Origin of the sequence: Agrobacterium sp. CNPSo 3708 (genome assembly GCF_028674915.1) — a bacterium.
Lineage (GTDB): Bacteria > Pseudomonadota > Alphaproteobacteria > Rhizobiales > Rhizobiaceae > Agrobacterium > Agrobacterium cavarae.
The window spans coordinates 293,628-314,446 of record NZ_JAQZSF010000001.1 but is presented as its reverse complement, the minus strand read 5'-3'; the positions used below and the strand labels follow the sequence as shown (position 1 = coordinate 314,446).

At 59.4% G+C, this 20,819-nt stretch carries 19 protein-coding genes; 8 read left to right on the top strand and 11 right to left on the bottom strand.

Annotated features, from left to right (window positions below; translation table 11 throughout):
* Window positions 1–25: 25 nt before the first annotated feature.
* From ugpE to PVA19_RS01400, 3 genes are all read right to left on the bottom strand, one after another.
* A complete protein-coding gene (gene ugpE / locus PVA19_RS01410; protein ID WP_062427027.1) occupies window positions 26–913 on the bottom strand; it encodes a sn-glycerol-3-phosphate ABC transporter permease UgpE in 888 nt (295 codons plus the stop codon).
* A gap of 7 nt (window positions 914–920) precedes the next feature.
* Window positions 921–1,811 (bottom strand): carbohydrate ABC transporter permease, encoded by an 891-nt coding sequence (locus PVA19_RS01405; RefSeq protein WP_274100930.1) that lies wholly within the window; start codon window positions 1,809–1,811, stop codon window positions 921–923.
* Between the two features lie 69 nt (window positions 1,812–1,880).
* A complete protein-coding gene (locus PVA19_RS01400) occupies window positions 1,881–3,224 on the bottom strand; it encodes an extracellular solute-binding protein (RefSeq protein WP_274100929.1) in 1,344 nt (447 codons plus the stop codon).
* A 441-nt stretch (window positions 3,225–3,665) separates the two neighbouring features.
* Between PVA19_RS01400 and PVA19_RS01395 the strand changes: the two genes are divergently transcribed.
* Window positions 3,666–4,430: a transporter substrate-binding domain-containing protein gene (locus tag PVA19_RS01395; RefSeq protein WP_062427295.1), complete on the top strand. Its 765-nt coding sequence runs from the start codon at window positions 3,666–3,668 to the stop codon at window positions 4,428–4,430.
* Window positions 4,431–4,462: 32 nt separating this feature from the next.
* Here the strand turns inward: PVA19_RS01395 and PVA19_RS01390 are convergent, their stop codons facing one another.
* On the bottom strand, window positions 4,463–5,113 hold the full coding sequence (locus PVA19_RS01390; RefSeq protein WP_062445526.1) for a response regulator transcription factor: 651 nt from the start codon (window positions 5,111–5,113) through the stop codon (window positions 4,463–4,465).
* A gap of 213 nt (window positions 5,114–5,326) precedes the next feature.
* On the opposite strand from PVA19_RS01390, the gene PVA19_RS01385 reads away from it, so the two are divergent.
* Both PVA19_RS01385 and PVA19_RS01380 read left to right on the top strand, forming a co-directional pair.
* Window positions 5,327–5,677, top strand: a complete 351-nt coding sequence (locus PVA19_RS01385; RefSeq protein ID WP_113178634.1) for a DUF952 domain-containing protein — start codon at window positions 5,327–5,329, stop codon at window positions 5,675–5,677.
* 2 nt (window positions 5,678–5,679) lie between these two features.
* A complete protein-coding gene (locus tag PVA19_RS01380; RefSeq protein ID WP_274100928.1) occupies window positions 5,680–6,768 on the top strand; it encodes a quinone-dependent dihydroorotate dehydrogenase in 1,089 nt (362 codons plus the stop codon).
* Between the two features lie 103 nt (window positions 6,769–6,871).
* Here PVA19_RS01380 and PVA19_RS01375 read toward each other — a convergent pair whose 3' ends face one another.
* Both PVA19_RS01375 and PVA19_RS01370 read right to left on the bottom strand, forming a co-directional pair.
* Window positions 6,872–7,369 (bottom strand): CAP domain-containing protein, encoded by a 498-nt coding sequence (locus PVA19_RS01375; RefSeq protein ID WP_274100927.1) that lies wholly within the window; start codon window positions 7,367–7,369, stop codon window positions 6,872–6,874.
* A gap of 1 nt (window position 7,370) precedes the next feature.
* The gene (locus PVA19_RS01370; protein WP_274100926.1) at window positions 7,371–7,634 is read right to left on the bottom strand and encodes a DUF6460 domain-containing protein; all 264 of its coding nucleotides are present in this window, start codon (window positions 7,632–7,634) and stop codon (window positions 7,371–7,373) included.
* A gap of 214 nt (window positions 7,635–7,848) precedes the next feature.
* Between PVA19_RS01370 and PVA19_RS01365 the strand changes: the two genes are divergently transcribed.
* The 3 genes from PVA19_RS01365 (at window position 7,849) to PVA19_RS01355 (ending at window position 10,296) form a co-directional block, all read left to right on the top strand.
* Entirely contained in the window at window positions 7,849–8,793 is a 945-nt protein-coding gene (locus PVA19_RS01365; protein ID WP_274100925.1) for a class I SAM-dependent DNA methyltransferase, read from the top strand.
* Between the two features lie 191 nt (window positions 8,794–8,984).
* The gene (locus PVA19_RS01360) at window positions 8,985–9,596 is read left to right on the top strand and encodes a YitT family protein (RefSeq protein ID WP_062427294.1); all 612 of its coding nucleotides are present in this window, start codon (window positions 8,985–8,987) and stop codon (window positions 9,594–9,596) included.
* Window positions 9,597–9,663: 67 nt separating this feature from the next.
* Window positions 9,664–10,296: a YitT family protein gene (locus tag PVA19_RS01355; protein WP_062445513.1), complete on the top strand. Its 633-nt coding sequence runs from the start codon at window positions 9,664–9,666 to the stop codon at window positions 10,294–10,296.
* 21 nt (window positions 10,297–10,317) lie between these two features.
* Here PVA19_RS01355 and PVA19_RS01350 read toward each other — a convergent pair whose 3' ends face one another.
* Both PVA19_RS01350 and PVA19_RS01345 read right to left on the bottom strand, forming a co-directional pair.
* Window positions 10,318–10,779: a carboxymuconolactone decarboxylase family protein gene (locus tag PVA19_RS01350; RefSeq protein ID WP_062427018.1), complete on the bottom strand. Its 462-nt coding sequence runs from the start codon at window positions 10,777–10,779 to the stop codon at window positions 10,318–10,320.
* A gap of 89 nt (window positions 10,780–10,868) precedes the next feature.
* Window positions 10,869–11,369: an RrF2 family transcriptional regulator gene (locus PVA19_RS01345; RefSeq protein ID WP_274100924.1), complete on the bottom strand. Its 501-nt coding sequence runs from the start codon at window positions 11,367–11,369 to the stop codon at window positions 10,869–10,871.
* A gap of 41 nt (window positions 11,370–11,410) precedes the next feature.
* Here PVA19_RS01345 and PVA19_RS01340 point away from each other — a divergent pair, with 41 nt between their 5' ends.
* Together PVA19_RS01340 and pdeM are read left to right on the top strand one after the other, a co-directional pair.
* Entirely contained in the window at window positions 11,411–13,996 is a 2,586-nt protein-coding gene (locus PVA19_RS01340) for a ligase-associated DNA damage response DEXH box helicase (RefSeq protein WP_274100923.1), read from the top strand.
* A gap of 82 nt (window positions 13,997–14,078) precedes the next feature.
* Window positions 14,079–14,813: a ligase-associated DNA damage response endonuclease PdeM gene (gene pdeM / locus PVA19_RS01335; protein WP_113259890.1), complete on the top strand. Its 735-nt coding sequence runs from the start codon at window positions 14,079–14,081 to the stop codon at window positions 14,811–14,813.
* A 7-nt stretch (window positions 14,814–14,820) separates the two neighbouring features.
* Here pdeM and PVA19_RS01330 read toward each other — a convergent pair whose 3' ends face one another.
* The 3 genes from PVA19_RS01330 to PVA19_RS01320 form a co-directional block, all read right to left on the bottom strand.
* Window positions 14,821–15,639: a TIGR02186 family protein gene (locus tag PVA19_RS01330; protein WP_062427014.1), complete on the bottom strand. Its 819-nt coding sequence runs from the start codon at window positions 15,637–15,639 to the stop codon at window positions 14,821–14,823.
* The gene (locus tag PVA19_RS01325; RefSeq protein ID WP_062427292.1) at window positions 15,639–16,565 is read right to left on the bottom strand and encodes a sulfite exporter TauE/SafE family protein; all 927 of its coding nucleotides are present in this window, start codon (window positions 16,563–16,565) and stop codon (window positions 15,639–15,641) included. Before PVA19_RS01325 ends, PVA19_RS01330 begins: the two co-directional genes overlap by 1 nt.
* A 228-nt stretch (window positions 16,566–16,793) precedes the next feature.
* On the bottom strand, window positions 16,794–20,597 hold the full coding sequence (locus PVA19_RS01320) for a peptidoglycan-binding protein (RefSeq protein WP_274100922.1): 3,804 nt from the start codon (window positions 20,595–20,597) through the stop codon (window positions 16,794–16,796).
* Between the last annotated feature and the right edge of the window lie 222 nt (window positions 20,598–20,819).

Here is a 20,819-nt window from a genome sequence, read left to right as displayed (position 1 = left end):
GTTTGGCACTCCTGTTCTATAACTGTCATTTCTCGGTGGAGACGAGGCCACGCACGAACCAGCGCTGCAAAAGCCCGACGACGAGAAGCGGCGGCAACATGATGATGAGGGAACCGGCAAGCGTGACATTCCAGTCAGGCGTGCCGTTTTCGGAAGGGAGGAGGCTGGAGAGCGACATCATCACCGTCTTGTAGGACGGGTCGGTCACCATCAGGAGCGGCCACAGATACTGGTTCCAGCCATAGACGAACATGATCGTCGTCAGCGCCAGCATGTTGGTGCGTGACAGCGGCAGGATCATATCGACGAAGAAGCGCATCGGTCCGGAGCCATCCATGCGCGCCGCCTCGGCCAGCTCGTCCGGCAACGTCATGAAGAACTGCCGGTAGAGAAATGTGCCTGTGGCCGTGGCAATCAGCGGCAAGGTCAGGCCCGCATAGGAGTTCAACAGGTTCCATTCGATGTTGATATCGATGCCGGAGACGGCATTGATCAGAAGTGCGAAGGGATGGAACATGTCGGCAGCCACCGCATAGGTCGGCACCACTCGTACTTCCAGCGGCAGCATCAGCGTAATGAACACCGTCCAGAAGAACAGGTGCCGCAGCGGCGAGCGGAAGAAGACGATGGCAAAGGCCGTGCAGGCTGACAGCGCCACCTTCCCGACCGTGACAAGCGAGGCCATGATGAAGCTGTTGAGCATGGCATTGCCGAGATTGGCGCGGTTCCAGGCCGCATGCATGTTCTCGAACAGGCGATCGCTTGGCATGAAGCTGAAGGGCACGCTGTTGATCTGCTGGAGCGACTGGCTGGCACCGGAAATGATGACGATGAAGGGGCCGATCAGCAGCAGGAAGCCGATGATCATCAGGCCGTAGGTAAAGGCATCGGCGTAGGGAGTGCGTTGGATCATCGCCGTCTCACTTGTAATGCACGCGCCGCTCGATGAAGCGGAACTGGATGAAGGTGAAGACCATGATCAGGCCGATCAGAATGATGCTCTGCGCCGAAGCACCCGAATAGTTGAGCCCCTGGAACGCTTCCTGCACGATGCGGAACACCATGACTTCGGTCGCATGGTTCGGGCCGCCGCCGGTGGTGTGGTGGACAATGCCGAACGTGTCTGAGCCGACAAAGCCTTCAGTCATCATGGTCACGGTCAGGAAGAACAGGGTGGGCGCAAGCAGCGGCACCTGAATATCGATTGCGCGGCGGATTGGCCCGGAGCCATCCATCGCAGCCGCTTCCGTCAGGCTGCGCGGTACGGATTGCAGTCCGGCCAGCAGGAAGATGAAGGTGTAGCCCGCCCATTTCCAGATGAAGATGATGATGACCAGCGCCAGCGCATGGCTGCCGAATTTGGCCGGATTCCAGATATCGGGATAAATCGCGTTCAGCGAGGCGGCAAGGCCGCGTTCGGGCGAGAGGATGAAGCGAAACGCTATGCCCGCTGCCGGACCGGCAATGGCAAAGGGCAGGATGTAGAGGACGCGGAAGAAACCGGAGCCCGGCAGTTGCCGATCGACCGCCAGCGCGAGCGTGAGCCCGATGAGAATGGCAAAGAATGGGCCGACGATTGCAAAGATCAGGCTGACGGTGACCGAGTTCCAATAAAGCGGATCGGCGAAGGTCTCGTAGAAATTGGCAAGCCCGACAAATTCCGCAGCTCCGCCGAAAGGCGGCTCCAGCGTGAAGGCCCAGTTCACCACAGCCACGGCAGGCCAATAGAAGAACAGGGCAATGAGAGCGAGCTGCGGCAGGGCAAAAAGCAGGGGTAGCCAGGTGCTCTTGAAGACGGAGCGCTTTTCCATGGAAATTCCAATAGACAGTCTGGATGATCGTGCCACCCGCGTTCACGGGTGGCACTGGAGTACGAGCGCTTAGTTGATGGAAACGCCAGCGAAGGTCTTTTCGAAGCGTCGCAGACCGACATTGGAGCGCTCGACAGCCTTGTCGAGTTCCTGCTGAACGTCGCCATTCTGCATGTAGATCGCCTCAAGTGCCGTGGAGAGTTCCTTGCGGATCTGCGTGAAATTGCCGAGGCGGATACCGCGTGTGGTATCGGTCGGCTCGGTCAGCGTCAGGCTTTCGATGGCGACTTCACGGCCCTTGTACGGCGCCTTGTCGTAGAAGCCGTTCTTCTTCATGCTCTCGAAACCGGTCTTGGTGACCGGGATGTAGCCGGTGACGGTGGACCACCATTCGACCATGTCCGGCTGGGCAATGAAGTTGAGGAACGCCGCAGCGCCCTTGTATTCAGCATCCGGACGGCCAGCCATGACCCACAGCGAAGCGCCGCCAACTAGCGACTTCTTGCGCTCGGTGCCCTTGAAGACTGGCAGCATGGCAACATCCCACTTCACGCCTTCCGGCAGCGTCTTGCCGACGGTGCCGTGGTCGGCAATCGAGCTCATCGCCATCTGGCAGGTCTGCGAGGTGAAGGAAGGAACCGTGTCCATGCCGAGCGTCTTGGTCTTGACGACGAAGAGCTTCTCGTCCTGCATCTTCTTGAAGAACTTCAATTCGTCGACGACCTTGGTCTTGTTGACGACGAGTTCCGCATTCAGGCCCTTATAGCCATTGCCTTCCGTGGCAATCGGCTGGTCATGGATGGCGGAGAACTGTTCGATCAGCGGCCAGGTATCGAAATTGAATGCCAGCGGGCATTCGTAACCGGCAGCCTTCAGCTTCTTGGCGGCCTCGGCAACATCTTCCCAGGTTTCCGGCTTGCCGGTCACGCCAGCCTTTTCGAAGGCGCTGACATTGTAATAGAAAACGGCGGTGGAAGAGTTGAACGGGAAGGAGTTCAGCTCACCAGCGGCCGTTGCGTAGTAGTTGGCAATGCCGGGGAAATAGTTGCTCCAGTCGATCTTGTAGCCATTGTCGGCCATCAGCTGCTTGGCCGGAACGAAGGCCTTGGACAACATCATGTCCAGCGTGCCTGCATCATAAATCTGCGCGATGGCGGGGTGCTTCTTGGCGCGGTAGGCGGCAATCGTGTTCTGCAGCGTCGCGTCATAGCTGTTTTGCGAGGTGCAGACGATTTCATAATCCGGCTGCGACGCGTTGAACTTCTTGCAGGCGTCCTGCACACGCTCGCCGAGATCGCCGGAGAGGCCGTACCAGAATTCGAATTTTGTCTTTTCAGCATGAGCGGCCGTGGTGCCGAGCGCGGCGACGACAGCAAGCGATGCCACGAAGGAAGAAAGGGTCGACGTTTTCATGAGGGGAGCCTCGTTGGAAAGAAACGATGGCCTGGTCGCGGAATTTTTCGGCCCGGCGAGCAAAACCGGCGCCGTCCTAACAATGCTGTATGACAGGTCGCGGACGTTTTCTTGAATATTGGATGACGGGTATTTGTGGTCTGACCGTCATCGACCATCGAAGGGATCATCACCGAGCTGTTACGAGAAGCGCTTCGATGCTCTGCAATTTCTTGCCCCAAGGCATGGATTTGCGCGAATCTTATGTATAATCACACGTGTAAGCACTGACCTGCACCATCGTGCCAGCCCTTGAGCGATGGCGTTTTTCATTTCATACCGGGCCGGATCATCTGAATGCGCTCTTTGATGGCACGATTGAAAAATCTCGGTCTTCGAACTTCCATTGTGTGCATGACAGCACTTGCGTTAAGTGGCGTCGCGCGTGCCGAAAGCGGGAACTTGCCGGTGCTCTTCGACAAGCAGGAACGTCTTCCGGGTGCCGACCTGTCGTCTATCCCCCGCGTCCGGTTCCTGATGTCGGTCGATTTCCCGCCCTTCAATTTCACCGATCAGGACGGCAGGCTGGTGGGTTTCCATGTCGATCTCGCCCGCGAGATCTGCGCCCAGCTGAAGATCGAAAGCAAATGCCAGGTCCAGGCGCTCCCTTTCGATGAGTTGGAGGCGGCGCTGGAGCTCGGCGAGGGAGAGGCCGTGATGTCGGGCGTTGCCTCGACGTCGGATCTGCGCAAGAGCTTCAGCTTTACGCGACCTTATCTGCTGCTGCCCGCGCGTTTCGCAGTGTCGAAAGCTGCCAAGCTGGAGGGACAATCGGCTGCCACTGCTCTGACCGGCAAGAAGGTCGGCGTCGTCAGCAATTCGCGCCATGAAGCGATGCTGAAATCATTCTTCCCGAACGTCGTTCCTACCGGTTTTGCCGGCTACGAGCCGATGTACGAGGCTCTGAAAACCGGCAAGGTCGATGCGGTCTTTGCCGACAGCCTGCGTCTGCCCTTCTGGGTCGCCGGCACGGCGTCGGAAAATTGCTGCGCCATGTTCGATGGCCCCTATATGTCGGACAAATTCCTGGGCGAGGGGCTCTCGATCATGACGGTCGATCCCGAAAACAAGCTCGTACCCGCCTTCGATCAGGCGCTAGCAGCCCTTTCGCGCAACGGGCGCCTCGAGGAAATCTACCGCCGCTATTTCCCTTACGGACTTTTCTGACGTCAGACAGTCAATAAGGCGGTGTCAGCCACTTACGCCACAAGAGCAGGTTGGTTCAGCTTGGATAGCTGAATCACCGCCTGCGTCCGACTATCCACATTGAGCTTCAGCAGAATGGCCGAGACATGCGCCTTGATCGTCGCTTCGGAGACGTTCAGCTCATAGGCGATCTGCTTATTCAGCAAGCCTTCCCCAAGCATGCCGAGCACGCGGCTTTGCTGTGGCGTCAGGGTCCTCAGCCTGTTGATCAGGTCCGCCATGTCGGCATCCTGATCGCGACTGGACTGACAGGAGGCTGGGATCCAGACGTCGCCTTCCAGCACGGTGCGGATGGCTGTACGGATATCATCTATGCCGGACGACTTGGAAATGAAGCCGGACGCGCCAAGCTCGATCGCACGGCGCATGGTGGCCGGGTCGTCGGTGGCCGACACGATGATGATCGGCAGGCTGGAAAATTCCGCCCGCAGTGCCATCAGGCCGGAAAAGCCGCTGACACCCGGCATAGCGAGATCAAGCAGCATGAGATCGGCATCCGGCTGCTCTTCCGCGCAGCGTCTCGCATCGTCGAAATCGCCCGCTTCGATGAAACTATTGTTGCCTTCGAGACCACCCACTGCCTGACGCAGAGCGCCGCGAAACAGCGGATGGTCATCCGCAATGATAATCGTGAGTTCTGCCATGCCGCGCCCCCTCCCAAGAGCATTTCATGCGACTCTTCCTCCCGCAGGCCGACAGGCGACTGCGCTGATAAGATTGCGCCAAATCGTGAGCAACACAAGTCTTCAATTGCAGCCAAGCCTCACTACCTCCCGGTCGAGGATAAAAATCTGTGTGAAGCGATGGACAACAGATACCATTTGCGGCAAACCGCCCTGACATGAAGGAGATGCCCGATGAGCCAGACACCCCCTGTCATCTACAAGATCGTGCCGGATGCCCTGTGGCAGACAGCAAAGCACGAGGGTGTTTTCAAAGGGGCGGCAATCGATCTGACCGATGGCTACATCCATTTCTCCACGGCCGATCAGGTGAAGGAAACGGCAGCCCGCCACTTCGCCGATCAGCAGGACTTGCTTCTCATCGCGGTTGATGGTGGCGCTCTCGGCGACAAGCTGGTGTTCGAGCCCTCCCGTGGCGGCGACCTCTTTCCGCATCTCTATGGCGAGCTTCCGCTCAATGCCGTGCTATGGGAAACGCCCTTGACGCTGGGCGACGATGGCGCCCACCAGTTTCCGGAGGTCTGAGCATGAGCGGATTGTTCTCTTCTCTTGGACGCAAGGGTCTTTTCCTGCTCGATCCCGAAGTCGCGCATGGCATGTCGATTGCAGCTTTGCGCAGCGGCTTTATCCCCACCTGCCACGTGCCGCATGATCCGCGCCTGCAGCAGACGGTGGCGGGACTGATCTTCCCCAATCCGCTCGGTATGGCCGCGGGCTACGACAAGAATGCCGAAGTTCCAGGCCCACTCCTCAAGCTCGGTTTCGGATTTACCGAGATCGGCACTGTGACGCCGCGCGCGCAGGCGGGCAACCCAAAGCCGCGCATCTTCCGACTGGTGGAAAACGAGGCCGTTATCAACCGCCTTGGCTTCAACAATGAAGGACATGCGGCGGCACTTTCGCGCCTCATTGCCGCTGGCCTGCGCGGCATCGTCGGTGTGAACATCGGCGCCAACAAGGATAGCGATGATCGCATCGCCGATTACGTGAAGGGCATCGAAACCTTCTCCTCCGTGGCCTCTTATTTCACGGCCAACATCTCTTCTCCCAACACGCCAGGCCTTCGCGATCTTCAGGCGCGCGAAAGCCTTTCGGCACTTCTTTCCGCGGTGCTGGCGCAGCGCGATCGCGAGGCGGAAAAGCTGTCGCGCCACGTCCCCGTCTTCCTGAAGATCGCCCCTGATCTGACAGAGGAAGGGCTCGACGACATTGCCGCCGAGGTCCTGTCGCACCGGCTGGACGGCCTGATCGTCTCCAACACCACGCTTTCCCGAGACGGACTGGTGCCGGGCAGCAACAACCAGGAAACCGGCGGCCTCTCCGGCAAGCCGCTCTTCGAACGCTCAACCGCGGTGCTGGCAAAGATGCGCAAACGCGTCGGACCGGACCTGCCGATCATCGGCGTCGGCGGTGTGTCCTCTGCAGAGACTGCTTTGGAAAAAATCAGGGCAGGGGCCGACCTGGTCCAACTCTATTCCTGCATGGTCTACGAAGGGCCGGGCCTGCCGGGCAATATCATTCGCGGCCTGTCGGAGAGACTGCAGCGTGACGGTATCAGGAATATCCGTGATTTGCGCGACAGTTCAGTGGAAAGCTGGGCGGCGCGGTCGATTTAAACGGCCCGCTCCCTTTCGCTGTGGCCATCCTCGCATCAAGCGCGAGGATCACGACAGAGACTGTGATGAATGTCAGCTCGCATAGTGCGCGAACACGCCTCTATCAGGCGCAAAGCACCATCGCCCAATAGGGCCGGTTCTTTGCCGCGCTGTCATAGGCGACAGCAACACCAAGCCCGCCATAATTGCCGAGCATGTTTTCCAGGTGATGCGGCGAGCCGATCCAGGCTTTGACCACCCGCTCGACCGTGTCTTGACCTGCGGCGACGTTTTCTGCTGCAGGCAGGGGCACGTTGCCGTTTTTCATGCGAATGAGGAAACTGTCGGTGATGCCGATGAGATGCGCCATCTTCTGCGCCTTCACCATGCGGTTGGCCTGATAAATGGCCGCCTGCTGTGCCGCCGGGTTGGCAGAAAGCGTCGAGAGACCTTTCGAGCAGCGAAGTTCGTTGACCATGGGCAACGCCGCCGCCGTCTCGTCGCGGGTGCCGGATGGCAGGCCCTTATTGGTGGGAACGGAAACGCAGGCCGATAGAACGGAGCCAGCGGACAGCAGCACGAAGCCGCGCCGGGAAAAATTCGTCAGGGAATGGTCGGTCATATCAACGCAAGCTTAGAAGTCTGAGGACGATGAAGACGGGGATGACGATGACCGCGCCCGCCAGAAGATAGTCGCCGATGCTGCCAAGCGCGTGGAAGCCCGAATACCAGATGTTCATAACGAAGTCGCGCACACCATAGATGATGCTCCACGGCGTCAGCCCGAAGACGGCCATCAGAAATCCGACGACCAGCGATATCACCAGCAGCTTGACGATCGTGCGCCCAACGCTGTCACCCAGCACCTTGTTGACCTCACCGGCCATCAGCAAATCTCCTACAGCCTGTCATCGAACAAACCCGTATCCGCGGGATGATGACAAACACCTTCAAACCTTGATCAAGACATATGAAGCGCGGCGCTTCGATGCAAGCATCGCGGTGTTTACACCGTCGATCCGGGCTTTGCGATGAAATAGGACTTGAGTTTTTTTATGGCTTGATGAAAGAGAGCCCACCTCTTTCAGGAAAAATTCGTGAATGGCCCAGAACCAGCATTCTTCCGGCGACGTCATTGCTGATCGTCGTGCCGATTACGCCCGCATGCTGGCAGAAAGCGGCGACCACCAGGCTGCCGCGGAATTGATCGAACAGGCGCTGGAACTTGCCCCACTTTGGACAGCAGGCTGGTTTCGACTGGGCGAGTACAGCGAAAAGGCGGGTCGGCAGGACGATGCAGTGAAGGCTTATGAAAAGGTCGCCGAGCTTGACGAGGAGGGAATATTCGCAGCCCCTCTGAAGCTTGCAGTACTGGGCGCAGCCGAAACGCCCGAGCAGCCACCGAGCCGCTATGTGGAGGGCCTTTTCGACGACTATGCTGATCGGTTCGAAACCTCGCTGGTGAAGAAGCTCGATTACAGCGTGCCGGAGAAGTTGGCGGCTCTCATCGAAACGGCGCGCCCAAGTGGCGAGCGCTTTCGCTGCATGGTCGATATCGGCTGTGGCACAGGATTGCTGGGTGTTGAAATCCGCGACTGGACCGAACGCCTGGAAGGCTTCGACATTTCCACCAACATGTTGGCAAAGGCGGAAGAGAAGGGCATCTACCACCATCTCTCGCAGGCCGATCTTTCTCTTGATGAGGAGACATCCGGCCTCTTTGCCGATGGCCTTCAAAAAGGCCGGGCCGATCTCGTCGCCGCTGCCGACGTGATGATGTATCTCGGCAGCCTTGAGACGGTCATGCCGCTGGTTCTGGCCCTGCTTGAGCGGGGAGGCCTCTTCGCCTTTTCGGTCGAAGATGCGGGTGAGGAGGAGGGTTTCGTCCTTCAGCCCTCGCTCCGCTACGCGCACTCGCAAACCTATGTGAGCAATCTTCTTGCCACCTTTGGCATGGAGATCCTGCAAATCCAAAAAACAACCATTCGCAAGGATGCCGGAAAACCACTTTCCGGCATTCTGTTTCTTGCCGCAAAACCCGCCTGATCTTTTCGTTTCTTGCCATTTTATCGATTGGTCAGGAAGGCTGACATATAGCGGTTGTCGAGCGCCATTTTGCAGTGCAAAATAACCGCATCTCCGCCGCTGGTAGCTTGTGATGACGACGCGGAGACCATCAACAAAATCAGGTCCTGTCGAGGGGATTTCGCATGGCATTCACCAGAAGCGTCTATGGCATGTGGAGTGTGGACCCGGCCAAGCATTCACCGATCGAGGACGTGCAGGGTATCGTCACCGGGAGCATTGTCTCGGCGCTTGGCTTTTACATCCTGAACAAGGTCGGCCTCCTGACCGGTGGCACAGCAGGCGTCGCGTTTCTTATCCATTACGCCTTCGGCATCAGCTTTGGCCTGTTGTTCTTCCTCGTCAATCTGCCGTTCTACTACCTCTCCTTCCGTCGCCTCGGCCTTGCTTTCTCGGTGAAAACGTTCATCTCGATCGGGCTGGTATCGGTCCTGACGGAACTGGAATCGCGCTGGATGGTGATTGACAGCGTCAATCCGCTTTGGGCTGCCATTCTCGGCGGACTTCTCCTCGGTTACGGTCTTCTTGCGCTTTACCGCCACCGTGCCAGCCTGGGGGGCATCGGCATTCTGGCCATCTATATCCAGGATCGTTTCGGCATCCGTGCCGGTCTGATCCAGCTTGCCTTCGACACCTGTGTGATGATCGCCGCCTTTGCGGTCATCGAACCGAAGACGGTGCTCTACTCCATCGTTGGTGCCTTCTTCCTAAACATGTTCCTGGCCATCAATCACCGCTCCGACCGCTACATCGTGGTGCGCTGACGCTTGAAATCTGGCCCGGCGTGGCGCAAGGAAAGCTGTCGAAATCGTGGGGATGGCAATGCGCGATATGATCTGGAAAAACCGTGCAAGGCTGTGGGCCACGACACCCGACCGGCATTCTCTGCTGGAAGATGTTCAGGGTGTTCTTGCCGGAGCCATGTTGGCTTCTCTCGGCGTCACCCTGTTTTCCGCCGCCGGTCTGCTGACAGGCGGAACCGTAGGCCTCGCTTTCCTGGTTCACTATGCAACGGACATGCGTTTTGGTCTTGTCTTCTTCCTGGTCAACCTGCCCTTTTACTACCTTGCCTTTCGTCGCCTTGGACCCGCATTCACGGTCAAGACCTTTAGCGCCATCGCCTTGACGGCGGTGCTGTCCGACATGATGCCGCGACTGTTCGCCTTCCAATCGATCAATCCCATCGCCGCTGCGCTATTCGGCGGATTGACGGTCGCAGCAGGCATGCTGGCGCTCTTCCGCCACCGCGCCAGCCTCGGCGGTTTCGGTATTCTGGCGCTCTATCTGCAGGATCGTTTCGGTTGGCGGGCAGGCTTCATTCAGCTGGCCTTCGATGGCATGGTGCTGCTGGCCTCCTTCTTCATCGCCACGCCCTTCGTCATTCTTTGCTCGGTTCTTGGCGCATTGGTAATGAACCTGGTCATCGCCATCAATCACAGAAACGACCGCTACATCGCCATGTAACGGTCGCTTCGATTGAGAGTGTCAGGCAGCCTTGGCGGCGGCATCGACCGGATGCTGCATTCTGAAGCCGACGGCAATGCGGTTCCAGGTGTTGATCGTACCGATGGCAAGCGTGATCTTGACGATCTCCTCTTCGCTGAAATGCGCTTTCAACGCGTCGAAATCACCATCCGGCGCGCCGGTCTCGGCAATCTTCGTCACCGCATCCACCCAGCCGAGCAGGGCTCTTTCCTGCGCCGTGTAGACGGTCGATTCCCGCCATACGCTCATCAGGTTGATCCATTGCTCCGAAAGCCCGTCGCGGCGGCTCTCCTTCACATGCATGTCCACGCAATAGGCGCAGCCATTGATGATGGATGCGCGTAGTTTGATGAGGTGAATGAAGCGGCGCTCCAGCCCGGAATTTTGCACGAATGTTTCGAGCGCCAGAAGGGCTTTGTAGGATTCGGGCGATGCTTTGGTGTGATTCAGTCTCATTTCCATAGTCGTTTCTCCTTGGTTGCTTGTGGTCATGCGTCATCGTTCGGACAGGCGGTGGCCTGTCCGTTATGGAATTGAAAGAAGTCCTTGTTTCAGCGCGTCGTCTTGCGCTCGTTCAGCTCCAGAAAGGCGCAGCCGCGTGCGGCAATGCCGCCATCGTCTGCGCGGGCGAGGTCAGTACGAATATCCGCAACGGTGGTCTTGGCAAGCTCTGCCCGGTAGGCTCTCTCCGCTTTCAGCATGGCGGCATTGATGCCGCATGGCTTGCTGAAATAGCGGTCAGGCAGCGGGTTTGGACCTCGTTGCCGGATTTCGGCGCAGCGAAAAGCCGGTGCCGGGCCTTCCACCGCAAGCACGATATCGAGAAGCGTTATCTCCTCGGGCTCTTTCGCCAGCCTGTAGCCACCTTTCGGCCCGGGCACTGTCGAAAGAATACCAGCACCTGAGAGCGACTGAAGGTGCTTCAGCAGGTAGCTGGTCGAGACGCCATGAAACTCTGCCAATGCCGCCGCTGACAGTACGCCGTCGGGCGAAAGCGAGGCAAGCATTGCAACGCTGTGGATGGCCTGTTCGACGCCATCGCTCATCTTCATCGGGTCACCTCCATAATCATGGATATTATTTATCCGCGATTATGTGGCTCTGTCAAGCGGCGTCTAAAGGCTCTTCTTTTTTGGAAGAGTTTCACTACCTTAGAGGGGTGAAACACATCGATCCGCCAATCTTAGCGAAAAGCGCCGGAACACTGCCTTTGCCCTTCCAGAAATGGTTTGCGGAGAAGGGCTGGAGTCCGCGTGCGCATCAGCTGGAATTGTCCGCCCAGGCACGGGGCGGGGAAAACATGCTGTTGATTGCGCCGACCGGTGCCGGCAAGACGCTTGGCGGTTTCATGGCATCGCTGACCGATCTGGCCGAGCGTGGCAAGGTGCCACCGGGCTCTGCCTTTGTCGGCGTCCACACGCTCTATATCTCGCCACTGAAAGCGCTCGCCGTCGATATCGAGCGCAACTTGATGAAGCCGGTCTCGGAAATGGGCCTGCCGATTACGGTGGAAACCCGGACCGGTGATACCCCTCAGGGCAAGCGCCAGCGACAGAAGCTCAAACCCCCGGATATTCTTCTGACCACGCCCGAACAGGTCTCGCTGCTGCTCGCCAACAAAGAGGCAGAGCGCTTCTTCAAGGATCTGAAATATGTGGTGCTGGACGAGTTGCACTCGCTCGTCACCTCCAAGCGCGGCCATCTCTTGTCGCTGGCGCTCGCCCGCATCCGCCGCCATGCGCCTGCCATGCGCACCATTGGTCTTTCGGCAACGGTGGCAGATCCGATGGATTTACAGCGCTATCTCGCACCACAGGTGGAAGGCGAACCACCGGCGGGGCTGATCACCGTCGAGGGCGGCGCGAAACCGAATATTGCGATTTTGCAGACGGAGGAGCGTATTCCATGGTCGGGCCATTCGGCCCGCTACGCCATGCAGGATTTGTATCCTGAAATCAAAGACCATCAGACGACGCTGATCTTCGTCAATACCCGCTCGCAGGCCGAGCGAATCTTCCAGGAACTCTGGACGATCAACGACGACAACCTGCCGATTGCGCTCCATCACGGCTCGCTGGATGCCGGGCAGCGGCGCAAGGTGGAACAGGCGATGGCCGAAAACAAGCTGCGCGCCGTCGTCGCCACCTCCACGCTCGATCTCGGCATCGACTGGGGCGATGTCGATCTCGTCGTGCATGTCGGCGCTCCGAAGGGCGCAAGCCGCCTTGCACAGCGTATCGGCCGCGCCAACCACCGCATGGATGAGCCCTCCAAGGCGATCCTCGTTCCTGCCAATCGCTTCGAGGTGATGGAATGCCGCGCGGCGCTCGATGCGAATTACATCGGCGCGCAGGATACTCCCCCGATTGCAGAAGGCGCGCTGGATGTGCTGGCGCAGCACGTGCTCGGCATGGCCTGCGCCGAGCCTTTCGATGCGGATGAGCTTTATCGCGAGGTCACCAGCGCCTCGCCCTACGCCGACCTGTCACGCGAGATGTTCGACCGCGTGGTCGACTTCACCGCAACCGGCGGTTATGCGCTGCGCACCTATGAACGCTACGCCCGCATTCGCCAGATGAAGGACGGGCGCTGGCGTGTCTCCAATCCGCAAGTCGCGCAACAATATCGCCTGAACCTCGGCACCATCGTCGAGGCGGCAGAGCTGAACGTGCGGATGGTGAAGCGCAACGCCAAGGGCACGGTCGGCCGTGGCGGCATGTCGCTGGGCAAGGTGGAAGAGCATTTCCTCGAGCAACTGGTCCAAGGTGATACGTTTCTCTTTGCCGGCAAGGTGCTGCGCTTCGAAGGTATCCGAGAAAATGAATGCCTTGTCAGCCAGGCATTTTCGATGGACCCGAAGATCCCCTCCTATGCCGGGGGCAAGTTTCCGCTCTCCACCTATCTGGCAGATCAGGTGCGCTCCATGCTCGCCGACCCCTCGCGTTGGCATACGCTGCCCGATCAGGTGCGCGACTGGCTGGCGATCCAGAAGGAGAAGTCGATCATCCCGAAGCGGGACGAGTTGCTGGTCGAGACCTTTCCGTTTCGCAAGCGCTTCTTCATGGTCATGTATCCGTTCGAGGGGCGGCTTGCGCATCAAACGCTTGGCATGCTTCTGACCCGCCGGCTGGAGCGGGCAGGGGCAAAGCCCATGGGATTTGTGGCGACCGACTATTCACTCGCCGTCTGGGCGATGGAGGATATGGGCAAACGCCTGCAATCGCGCCGGCTGTCGCTTGCCGACCTGCTGGATGAGGATATGCTGGGCGACGACCTCGAAGCCTGGCTGGATGAATCCTATCTTTTGAAACGCACCTTCCGCAATTGTGCGGTCATCGCAGGACTGATCGAACGCCGTCATCCTGGCAAGGAGAAAACCGGACGGCAGGTCACGGTGTCGGCCGATCTTATTTATGACGTTCTTCGCAGCCATGAGCCGGACCATATCCTGCTGGAAGCCACGCGACGCGATGCGTCGGCCGGACTTTTGGACATTGCTCGACTTGGCGATATGCTAAGGCGAATCAAAGGCCACACGCATCACCGTGCGCTGGACCATGTCTCCCCGCTTGCCGTTCCCGTTATGCTGGAAATCGGCCGCGAAACGGTTGTGGGACAGGCGCAAGACGATGTGCTGGCCGAAGCCGCCGACGAGCTGATTGCCGAGGCGATGGCGTAGGCTTCTTTCGAAGGCCGCGCCGGAAGATACGTGGAAACAAAAGAGAGAGCAGTAAGATTGCTCTTAGGGAATTCGAGACGCCGTGCTGAGCCGCCTTGCCTTGAGTGAAAGATTGTCCACCGGCTTTGAATGCTTCGGAGCCGAAACCGCCATCAATGGCGTTGCGGCGCTGTGCGATCCGCTGGGCGGCCTTTACATGCCGGATCTGTCGCTGCTCGTCGTCTCCGACCTTCATCTGGAAAAGGGTGCGGCCTTCGCGCGGCGCGGTATGATGCTGCCGCCCTATGATACGATCGCGACATTGAAGATCTTCGCCTCGCTGATTGCCCGCTACGATCCGAAGATTGTCGTCAGCCTCGGCGACAATTTCCATGACCGCAAGGGATCGGAACATCTGCCGCTGCCGCTGCGCGACATTATCAAGGAGATGGCAAGAGGCCGCGAATGGATCTGGATCAACGGCAACCATGATCCGGATGGAACGGTGGATCTGCCGGGCTCGTCGGTCGATGAGATGTTCTACGCCAACCTTGTCTTCCGCCATGAGCCGAAGCTGAAGGGTATAGACACGAAAGGCGAAATCGCCGGCCACCTTCATCCATCGGCCACGGTGCGCCGCCGCGACAAGACGGTACGCCGCCCATGCTTCGCCACCGATGGCGCACGCTTGCTGATGCCCGCCTTCGGCGTCATGAGCGGCGGCCTCGATCTGCGCCATAAAGCCATGCGCGGCCTCTTTGACCATGCGGACCTGATTGCGCATCTGATGGGACGCGACCGGATCTATTCGGTTCGGTTTGGAAGCCTGCTGGGATAGGTGGCAATCAGTCCCTGCGGAACAACAGGCTTGCGCCCCAGCCGGTGATCACAGCCGTCAGCACGCAGAGAATACCGTAGACGACCGGCGTCTGATGGGCAGCATTCGTGATCGCCTGCTCCATGCCGGTTTTTACCACGCGCAACTTGAGTTCTCGCTGGGCAACAGGCATGCCGCTCTTGAAGAGGTAGGCTCTGGCGGTATGGACGCCATTCGGCACGTTGGCGGGCAGGCGAAGCGTTGCCCAGAAGAGGCCGGTTCGCTCCAGCCGCACCCCGGTCGTGTCGTTGCGATAGATGCCGCTGGCAAGTTTCAGGCGGCGATAGGCCTCCTGAAAATCATAGACATTGTCCGGCACGCCGGAAAATACCGCGCTGTTCAGTGGAAGATGCTCGACGCCGAGGCCCATGGCCTTCAACGTGCCGGGAGAGGCAATGTCGTTGATGTTGCGGGTGCTGGCCATGGAATAGGATTCCGGCAGGGGCGCGAATGTGATGGCGCTGGTATTGATCCAGATTCCCGCCACCCGGCTCTTTTTACGCACGGTCGTATATTCGTTCGGGCCCTCCAGCGTGACGACGATGTCGTATTGCCCGATGGCAAGCAGCAACTGGTCGGCATTGTTGAGCGCGCCGAACATGGTGAAATCCGCACCGCGAAAATCCGACGCGATCGAGATTTCATTCGTCGATGCACCGATCTCGATGTTCTCTTGAAGCGTCCGCGGCTTGCCCTGAGCGTCTGGAGAGACCGCGAGCGGGGGCGTTTGCGCCAGAGCTGCACCGGCGCAGAAAACCACCAACGATGCAAGTAGGGCAGCGCGCATCAATAGCCAAGCCCTCCGACCGCAACGGAAAAGAGATCTTCCGGTCGCACCACAAGCCCGATGGCAAGGCGGATGCCGACAGCCAGCACCAGAAGCGCCAAAAGTGCGCGCAGCTGCTCGCCGCGCAGCTTCTGCCCGACACGCACGCCATATTGGGCGCCGATGACACCCGCCAGCATGAGAATGAAGGCCAGCACGATATCGACCGAATAGTTCGTCGCCGCCTGCACGATCGTCGTATAGGCGGTGACGAAAATGATCTGGAAGAGCGATGTGCCGACAACGACGTTGGTCGGAATACGCAGGAGATAGATCATCGCCGGCACCATGATGAAGCCGCCGCCGACACCCATCACCGATGTCAGGATACCGATGGCAAAGCCGAGCGCGATGATCGGGATGACGCTGAGATACAGTTTCGACTTCTTGAAGCGCATCTTCAAGGGCAGGCGATGCACCCAGTTATGGTGGCCGGGACGGCGCAGCGGAATGGTTTCATTGCGCGCCGTGCGGCGGATGGCAGAGATGCTCTCCTTCAGCATCAACCCGCCGACGGTCGACAGCAGAATGACGTAGAGAAGCGAAATGATCAGATCGAGCTGGCCGATACTGCGCAACAGAGTGAACAGCCACACACCGACGGTCGCCCCGCAGAGGCCGCCGATCAGCAACATGGAGCCGAGCTTCACATCCAGCGTGCCGCGGCGAAAATGGGTAATGGAGCCGGAGACCGAGGAAGCGACGACCTGGTTTGCCCCCGTGGCAACCGCCACAACCGGAGGAATATTGTAGAAGATCAGAAGCGGGGTGATGAGGAAGCCGCCGCCCACCCCGAACATGCCGGAGAGAAACCCCACAGCCGCGCCCATGCCGAGGATGATGAAGACATTCACCGACAATTCCGCGATGGGCAGATAGACAGTCACAATCGGACCTCTGGCAATGGTTCCGGGCGTCCCGGTCGGCTCGAAGCCACCTGTCCGCCAATTCAAATCTCTGTCCTGAAAGAAGGCTTTAAGGGCCTTCGTTGGTCATGCCCGGCAGGCCACGACCTGTCAATCATTCAACGGCAAATACGTTGATAATTTGAAAAGAAGAAGGGCCGGAGCGACATTGTCGTCCCGGCCCTTCCAATAGCTCTGTTTTTCGTTCGATTACTTGTTGCGGGCGAGCAGCGCCGTCACCAGTTCGTCGGTAATGCGACCGTCCGGAGTCTGGCCGACGGATTTCTGGAAATCCCGAATGGCCGCGACCGTGGTCTTGCCAAGCTTTCCGTCCGGCACACCGGCCTTGAAGCCGTTATTGTTGAGGATGGCCTGAATGTTGCGGATTGCCTTCTGCATGTCGACCGAAGAGGTCTTCACGCCGCCGGCATTGGTCCACTCGTCGGGAAGGTTCACCGAATTGGCGTCTTCATCGAGCGGCGTCACTTTCCAGGCGTCGACTTTGGCCTTGGCGCTGGCAAGCTGCTCCGGCTTCATCGCCTTGGCCACATCGTCGCGCTTCTGGGCTGCATCGGCATCACCATCGCGGGCAGCAATGGCGAACCACTTGTAGGACTCTTCCAGGCTCTGCTGAACGCCGCTGCCGCGCGCGTACAGGATGGCGAGGTTGAACTGGCTGTCGCGAACGCCGAGATCGGACGCTTTGATGAACCAGTCTGCAGCGGCCTTGTAGTCGGGCTGGCCTGCCGCGTCGGATGTCAGCAGGACGGCGAGATTGTGCATGGCGCCGGCATTGCCCTGGCTGGCGGCCATTTCGTAATAGCGCTTGGCTTCCGGCAGATTGCGTTCGACGCCATTTGCCTTCTCATACATGTTGCCGAGACGATATTGCGCCGGTGCGAAGCCACGGTCCGCCGCAAGCTTGTACCACTTGGCTGCCTCTGCGCGATCCGCCTGAACGCCGACGCCATCAGTATAGCGTACTGCGATTTCGAAGAGCGCCAGCGCGTCGCCTTTGCCTGCGGCCTCTGCCAGAGAAGCCGGCGTGAGGCCCGCCGGGACGGCAATGGTCGTTTCAGTCTGCGGTGCGGCCTCGCTGGAGTGGGCGCCAACGGTGTCGGTCTGTGGTGTCACACTTTGCTTTAGCTGCTCGGCCACAGCCATCTCGCCGTGAGGTGCTGCGACATTGATGGCAGGCGCCTCTTGCGGCAGAGGTGCGCCGCCAATCGGCCGCGTGTCGATCAAATGCCCCTGTCTGTCGGCATCGCTCTGCATCCGGTCGGCTGCCGCCTGAGCGGTTTCGTCAACCGGGGCGGTGGAGGGCTCTGTAACGGCCTGATTGGTAACGTCCGGAATTGCGGACGATACAACGCCGGGCTCAGCGTCGTTCGTGCTCGTCGTCACCCGTTGAGCGGGCGGTGTGTCGGAACCAACAAGCGATTTGACCATGGGCATGGCCATCATCGCCAGAAGAATGGCGCCAATGCCGAGCAGAAGTGGGCGACGATAGCGCGCCAGCATGGACGCGCCCTTGGGGCTGCGGCCACTTTTTGCCGACCCGGAGTTTGTCGCCCTTTCTGGCATGGTTTCGAGTGCGGCGGCCTGGGCCGCACGACGTGCAGCTGCGATGAAATCGGCGCGGTTGTCGCCGTCCTTGTCGCCGGCACGCTGAGCATTCTGGCTGGCGCGAACCCGCTCCAGAATCTTCTTCACGTCCGGGGCGCCGGTGCCGGGCTCCAGAAGCTCATTCTCATCGTCGGACGAGAGAAAATCGATCGGATCGAGAGCCGGCGCCGGGTTGACGTTGGTGCGCCCGTTTGCAGGGGCAGACGCGTCACCCTCGGATCTGGCTGCGCCCGATTTGAACCGGCGGGTCAGGCTGGCAAGGAGGCCCTGCTTTTCTTCGGCGACAGGTTTGGCCGCTGCGGGAGGCGCAAAGGCGGTAGCCGTATCCGTATCGAAGGAAGATGTGGCGGTCGCAGCTGCCAGCGAGGAGAGACTTTCCTCCGAGAAGCTGGCGAAAGGCATTGGAGAATTGGAGGCCGAATGCTCTTGCTCATAGGCAGGCTCGGGCGCGCGGCGATCATCCAGCGCATCCAGACGGCTTGCGATCTGCAACAGGGTTTCGTGTAGAGCCTCGAAGGTGCGGTGGGTGCGTTCATCGGTATTGCGGCTCAGGCCCTCGAGTTTGCGAAGGTCGTTTGCCAGTTCCGAAAGCAGCACCATGTCCGCTGGGCTCGCGGTCTGCGCCAGGTTGTTGCGCGTGTGAGCTTCCAGCACCGCTTCCGCTGCCTGTCGTGCAGCCTCGATGATATATTCGTCATTGGACGCCATATAGTCTTCGATTGCGCTCATCCGCGCATCAAGCTCAGGCGGCATGCCCATGGGCTGGGCGTGGCTCTGCTCGTTTAGCATCGAGGACAGATTGGCGATGTGGCTCTCGAGGCTCGCAAGCGCGCCGGGATCGGTATTGCTGGAGCGGGTTGTTTCGTCGAGCTTGGCTGCGATCTTGCCGAGGCGGTCTTCAAGGCGAAGGAAGGCAGAATCATAGGCCGCGTTTTTGCCGGATGCCGGACGCGTATCGATATCGTCGATACGCCGGGCAATCTTGTCCAGCCGCTCGGCCAGCTTGTCATTCACCGCACCATTGCCGAGCAGATCGATCTTCTTGGAAATATCGGTGAGGAACGACGTCAGTTCAGGCTGCGCCGGCGTGCGCTTGGATTGCTCCAGATAGGCAGAGAGTTGGTCGAGTTGCTCGGTAAGCTTCGAGATGTGGCGGTCTGATGACAGCTCCTCAATGCGGTTTGCCAGCGCGTCGAGACGGCCCGTCAGGGCCTCGGACGGCTTGTCCTTCTCAGCACTCATGTCCTTCAGCTGGTCAAGCTGGCCCGAAAGACCGTTGAGGCGGGTCTCAAGCCGTTCCATCAACGCGGCATCTGGCGAATGGTGAGCACGATTGGAGGTCGCGGCGATCGCGCGGCTGATTTCGTCCAGACGCTGATCGACACCGGAAAAATGCTCGGTGAGAACATTCTCGTTCGGCTGAATGCGGCGGCCCAACTGCTCGACGAAGCCCGCCATGGTGATGAGCTTGTCCTCCAGCGCGCGGATGGCCGGGTTGTTATTGGCATTGCCAAGGTCGCTCTTGATGTCGTCAAGACGATAGGCGAGCGCGACGATCTCTTCCTTCAGCGCAGTCTGGTCGAAACCGCGTAGCGTGTCTTCGACCTCGTCCCAACGACGCTCCATCTTGTGCATGCTGTCCTGGCGAGCCATCTGCTCGACCAGCGAGCGGAGTTCCTCGACCTCGGAGCGCAGTGCCTGGGATTCCGGTCCGGACGTCGTGCTGAGGCGGTCGATGCTCGCGGCAAGCCGGGCAACGTCTTCGCGAATATCCTCGGCGAAATCCTGGTTTTCGGCAAAGGAGCGGATGTTGCGCAATTCGCTGCGCACACCCTGCATCTCGCGCGCAACGCCTTCGGAGAGTTCGTTCTTCAATTCCTGTCGCAGGTTGACGAGTGCTTCGGCCACTTCGCGCAACGCTGCATCGCCCTGCGAGGCCGGTGCTGGGGCGGCTGGTGCGCGTGAAGGGCGGCTGCGCTCGACACGCGCTGCTTCTACCGGAGCTGCCGGTCGCGTGCGATAGGCCGGAATGGCGGTGGAGGCACGGTAATCCTGATCGTCATAACGGCGCTGTTCCTGCTGCATCGCGCTGCGGGCAGGCTGCGGCGCTTCATAGGCGTCGCGGCTCCAGCGGTCATCGAGCGCTTGCTGACGGCGGCGAATTTCATCGACGGGATCGAATCGGCGAGAGCTTGGTTCGCGCTGGGGACGAGGCGGTGCAGGCGCGCGCTCCGGCGGGCGTTCGGCAGGTGGTTCGCGACGGCTTCTTTCCATCGGCCCGCCCAGCAGGTCTTCAAGCCGTGCTTCCAGGCCTTCGATGGTGCGATTGAGCGCGTCCAGCGACGATCTGTCACTCTGTCCTCGGGAATTCGATCGCAATCCGCTCATCTTGCTGCTCGCTTCGTCTTTGCCGTTTGACCCTTCCACCGACTGGAAAGGGGTATGCCGTTCTTCTCCTCTGGAACTGCGTCGTTTCCGAAGCACTTCCTTAAAACAGGACAATTGCCTATCTATGGTTAATTAAGAGTTAATTAGAATTTACTGCTTTAATACTTTCTTCATGATTATCCTTGCGCGAAACTTGATGCGGTATACACGATATTGTTGCAA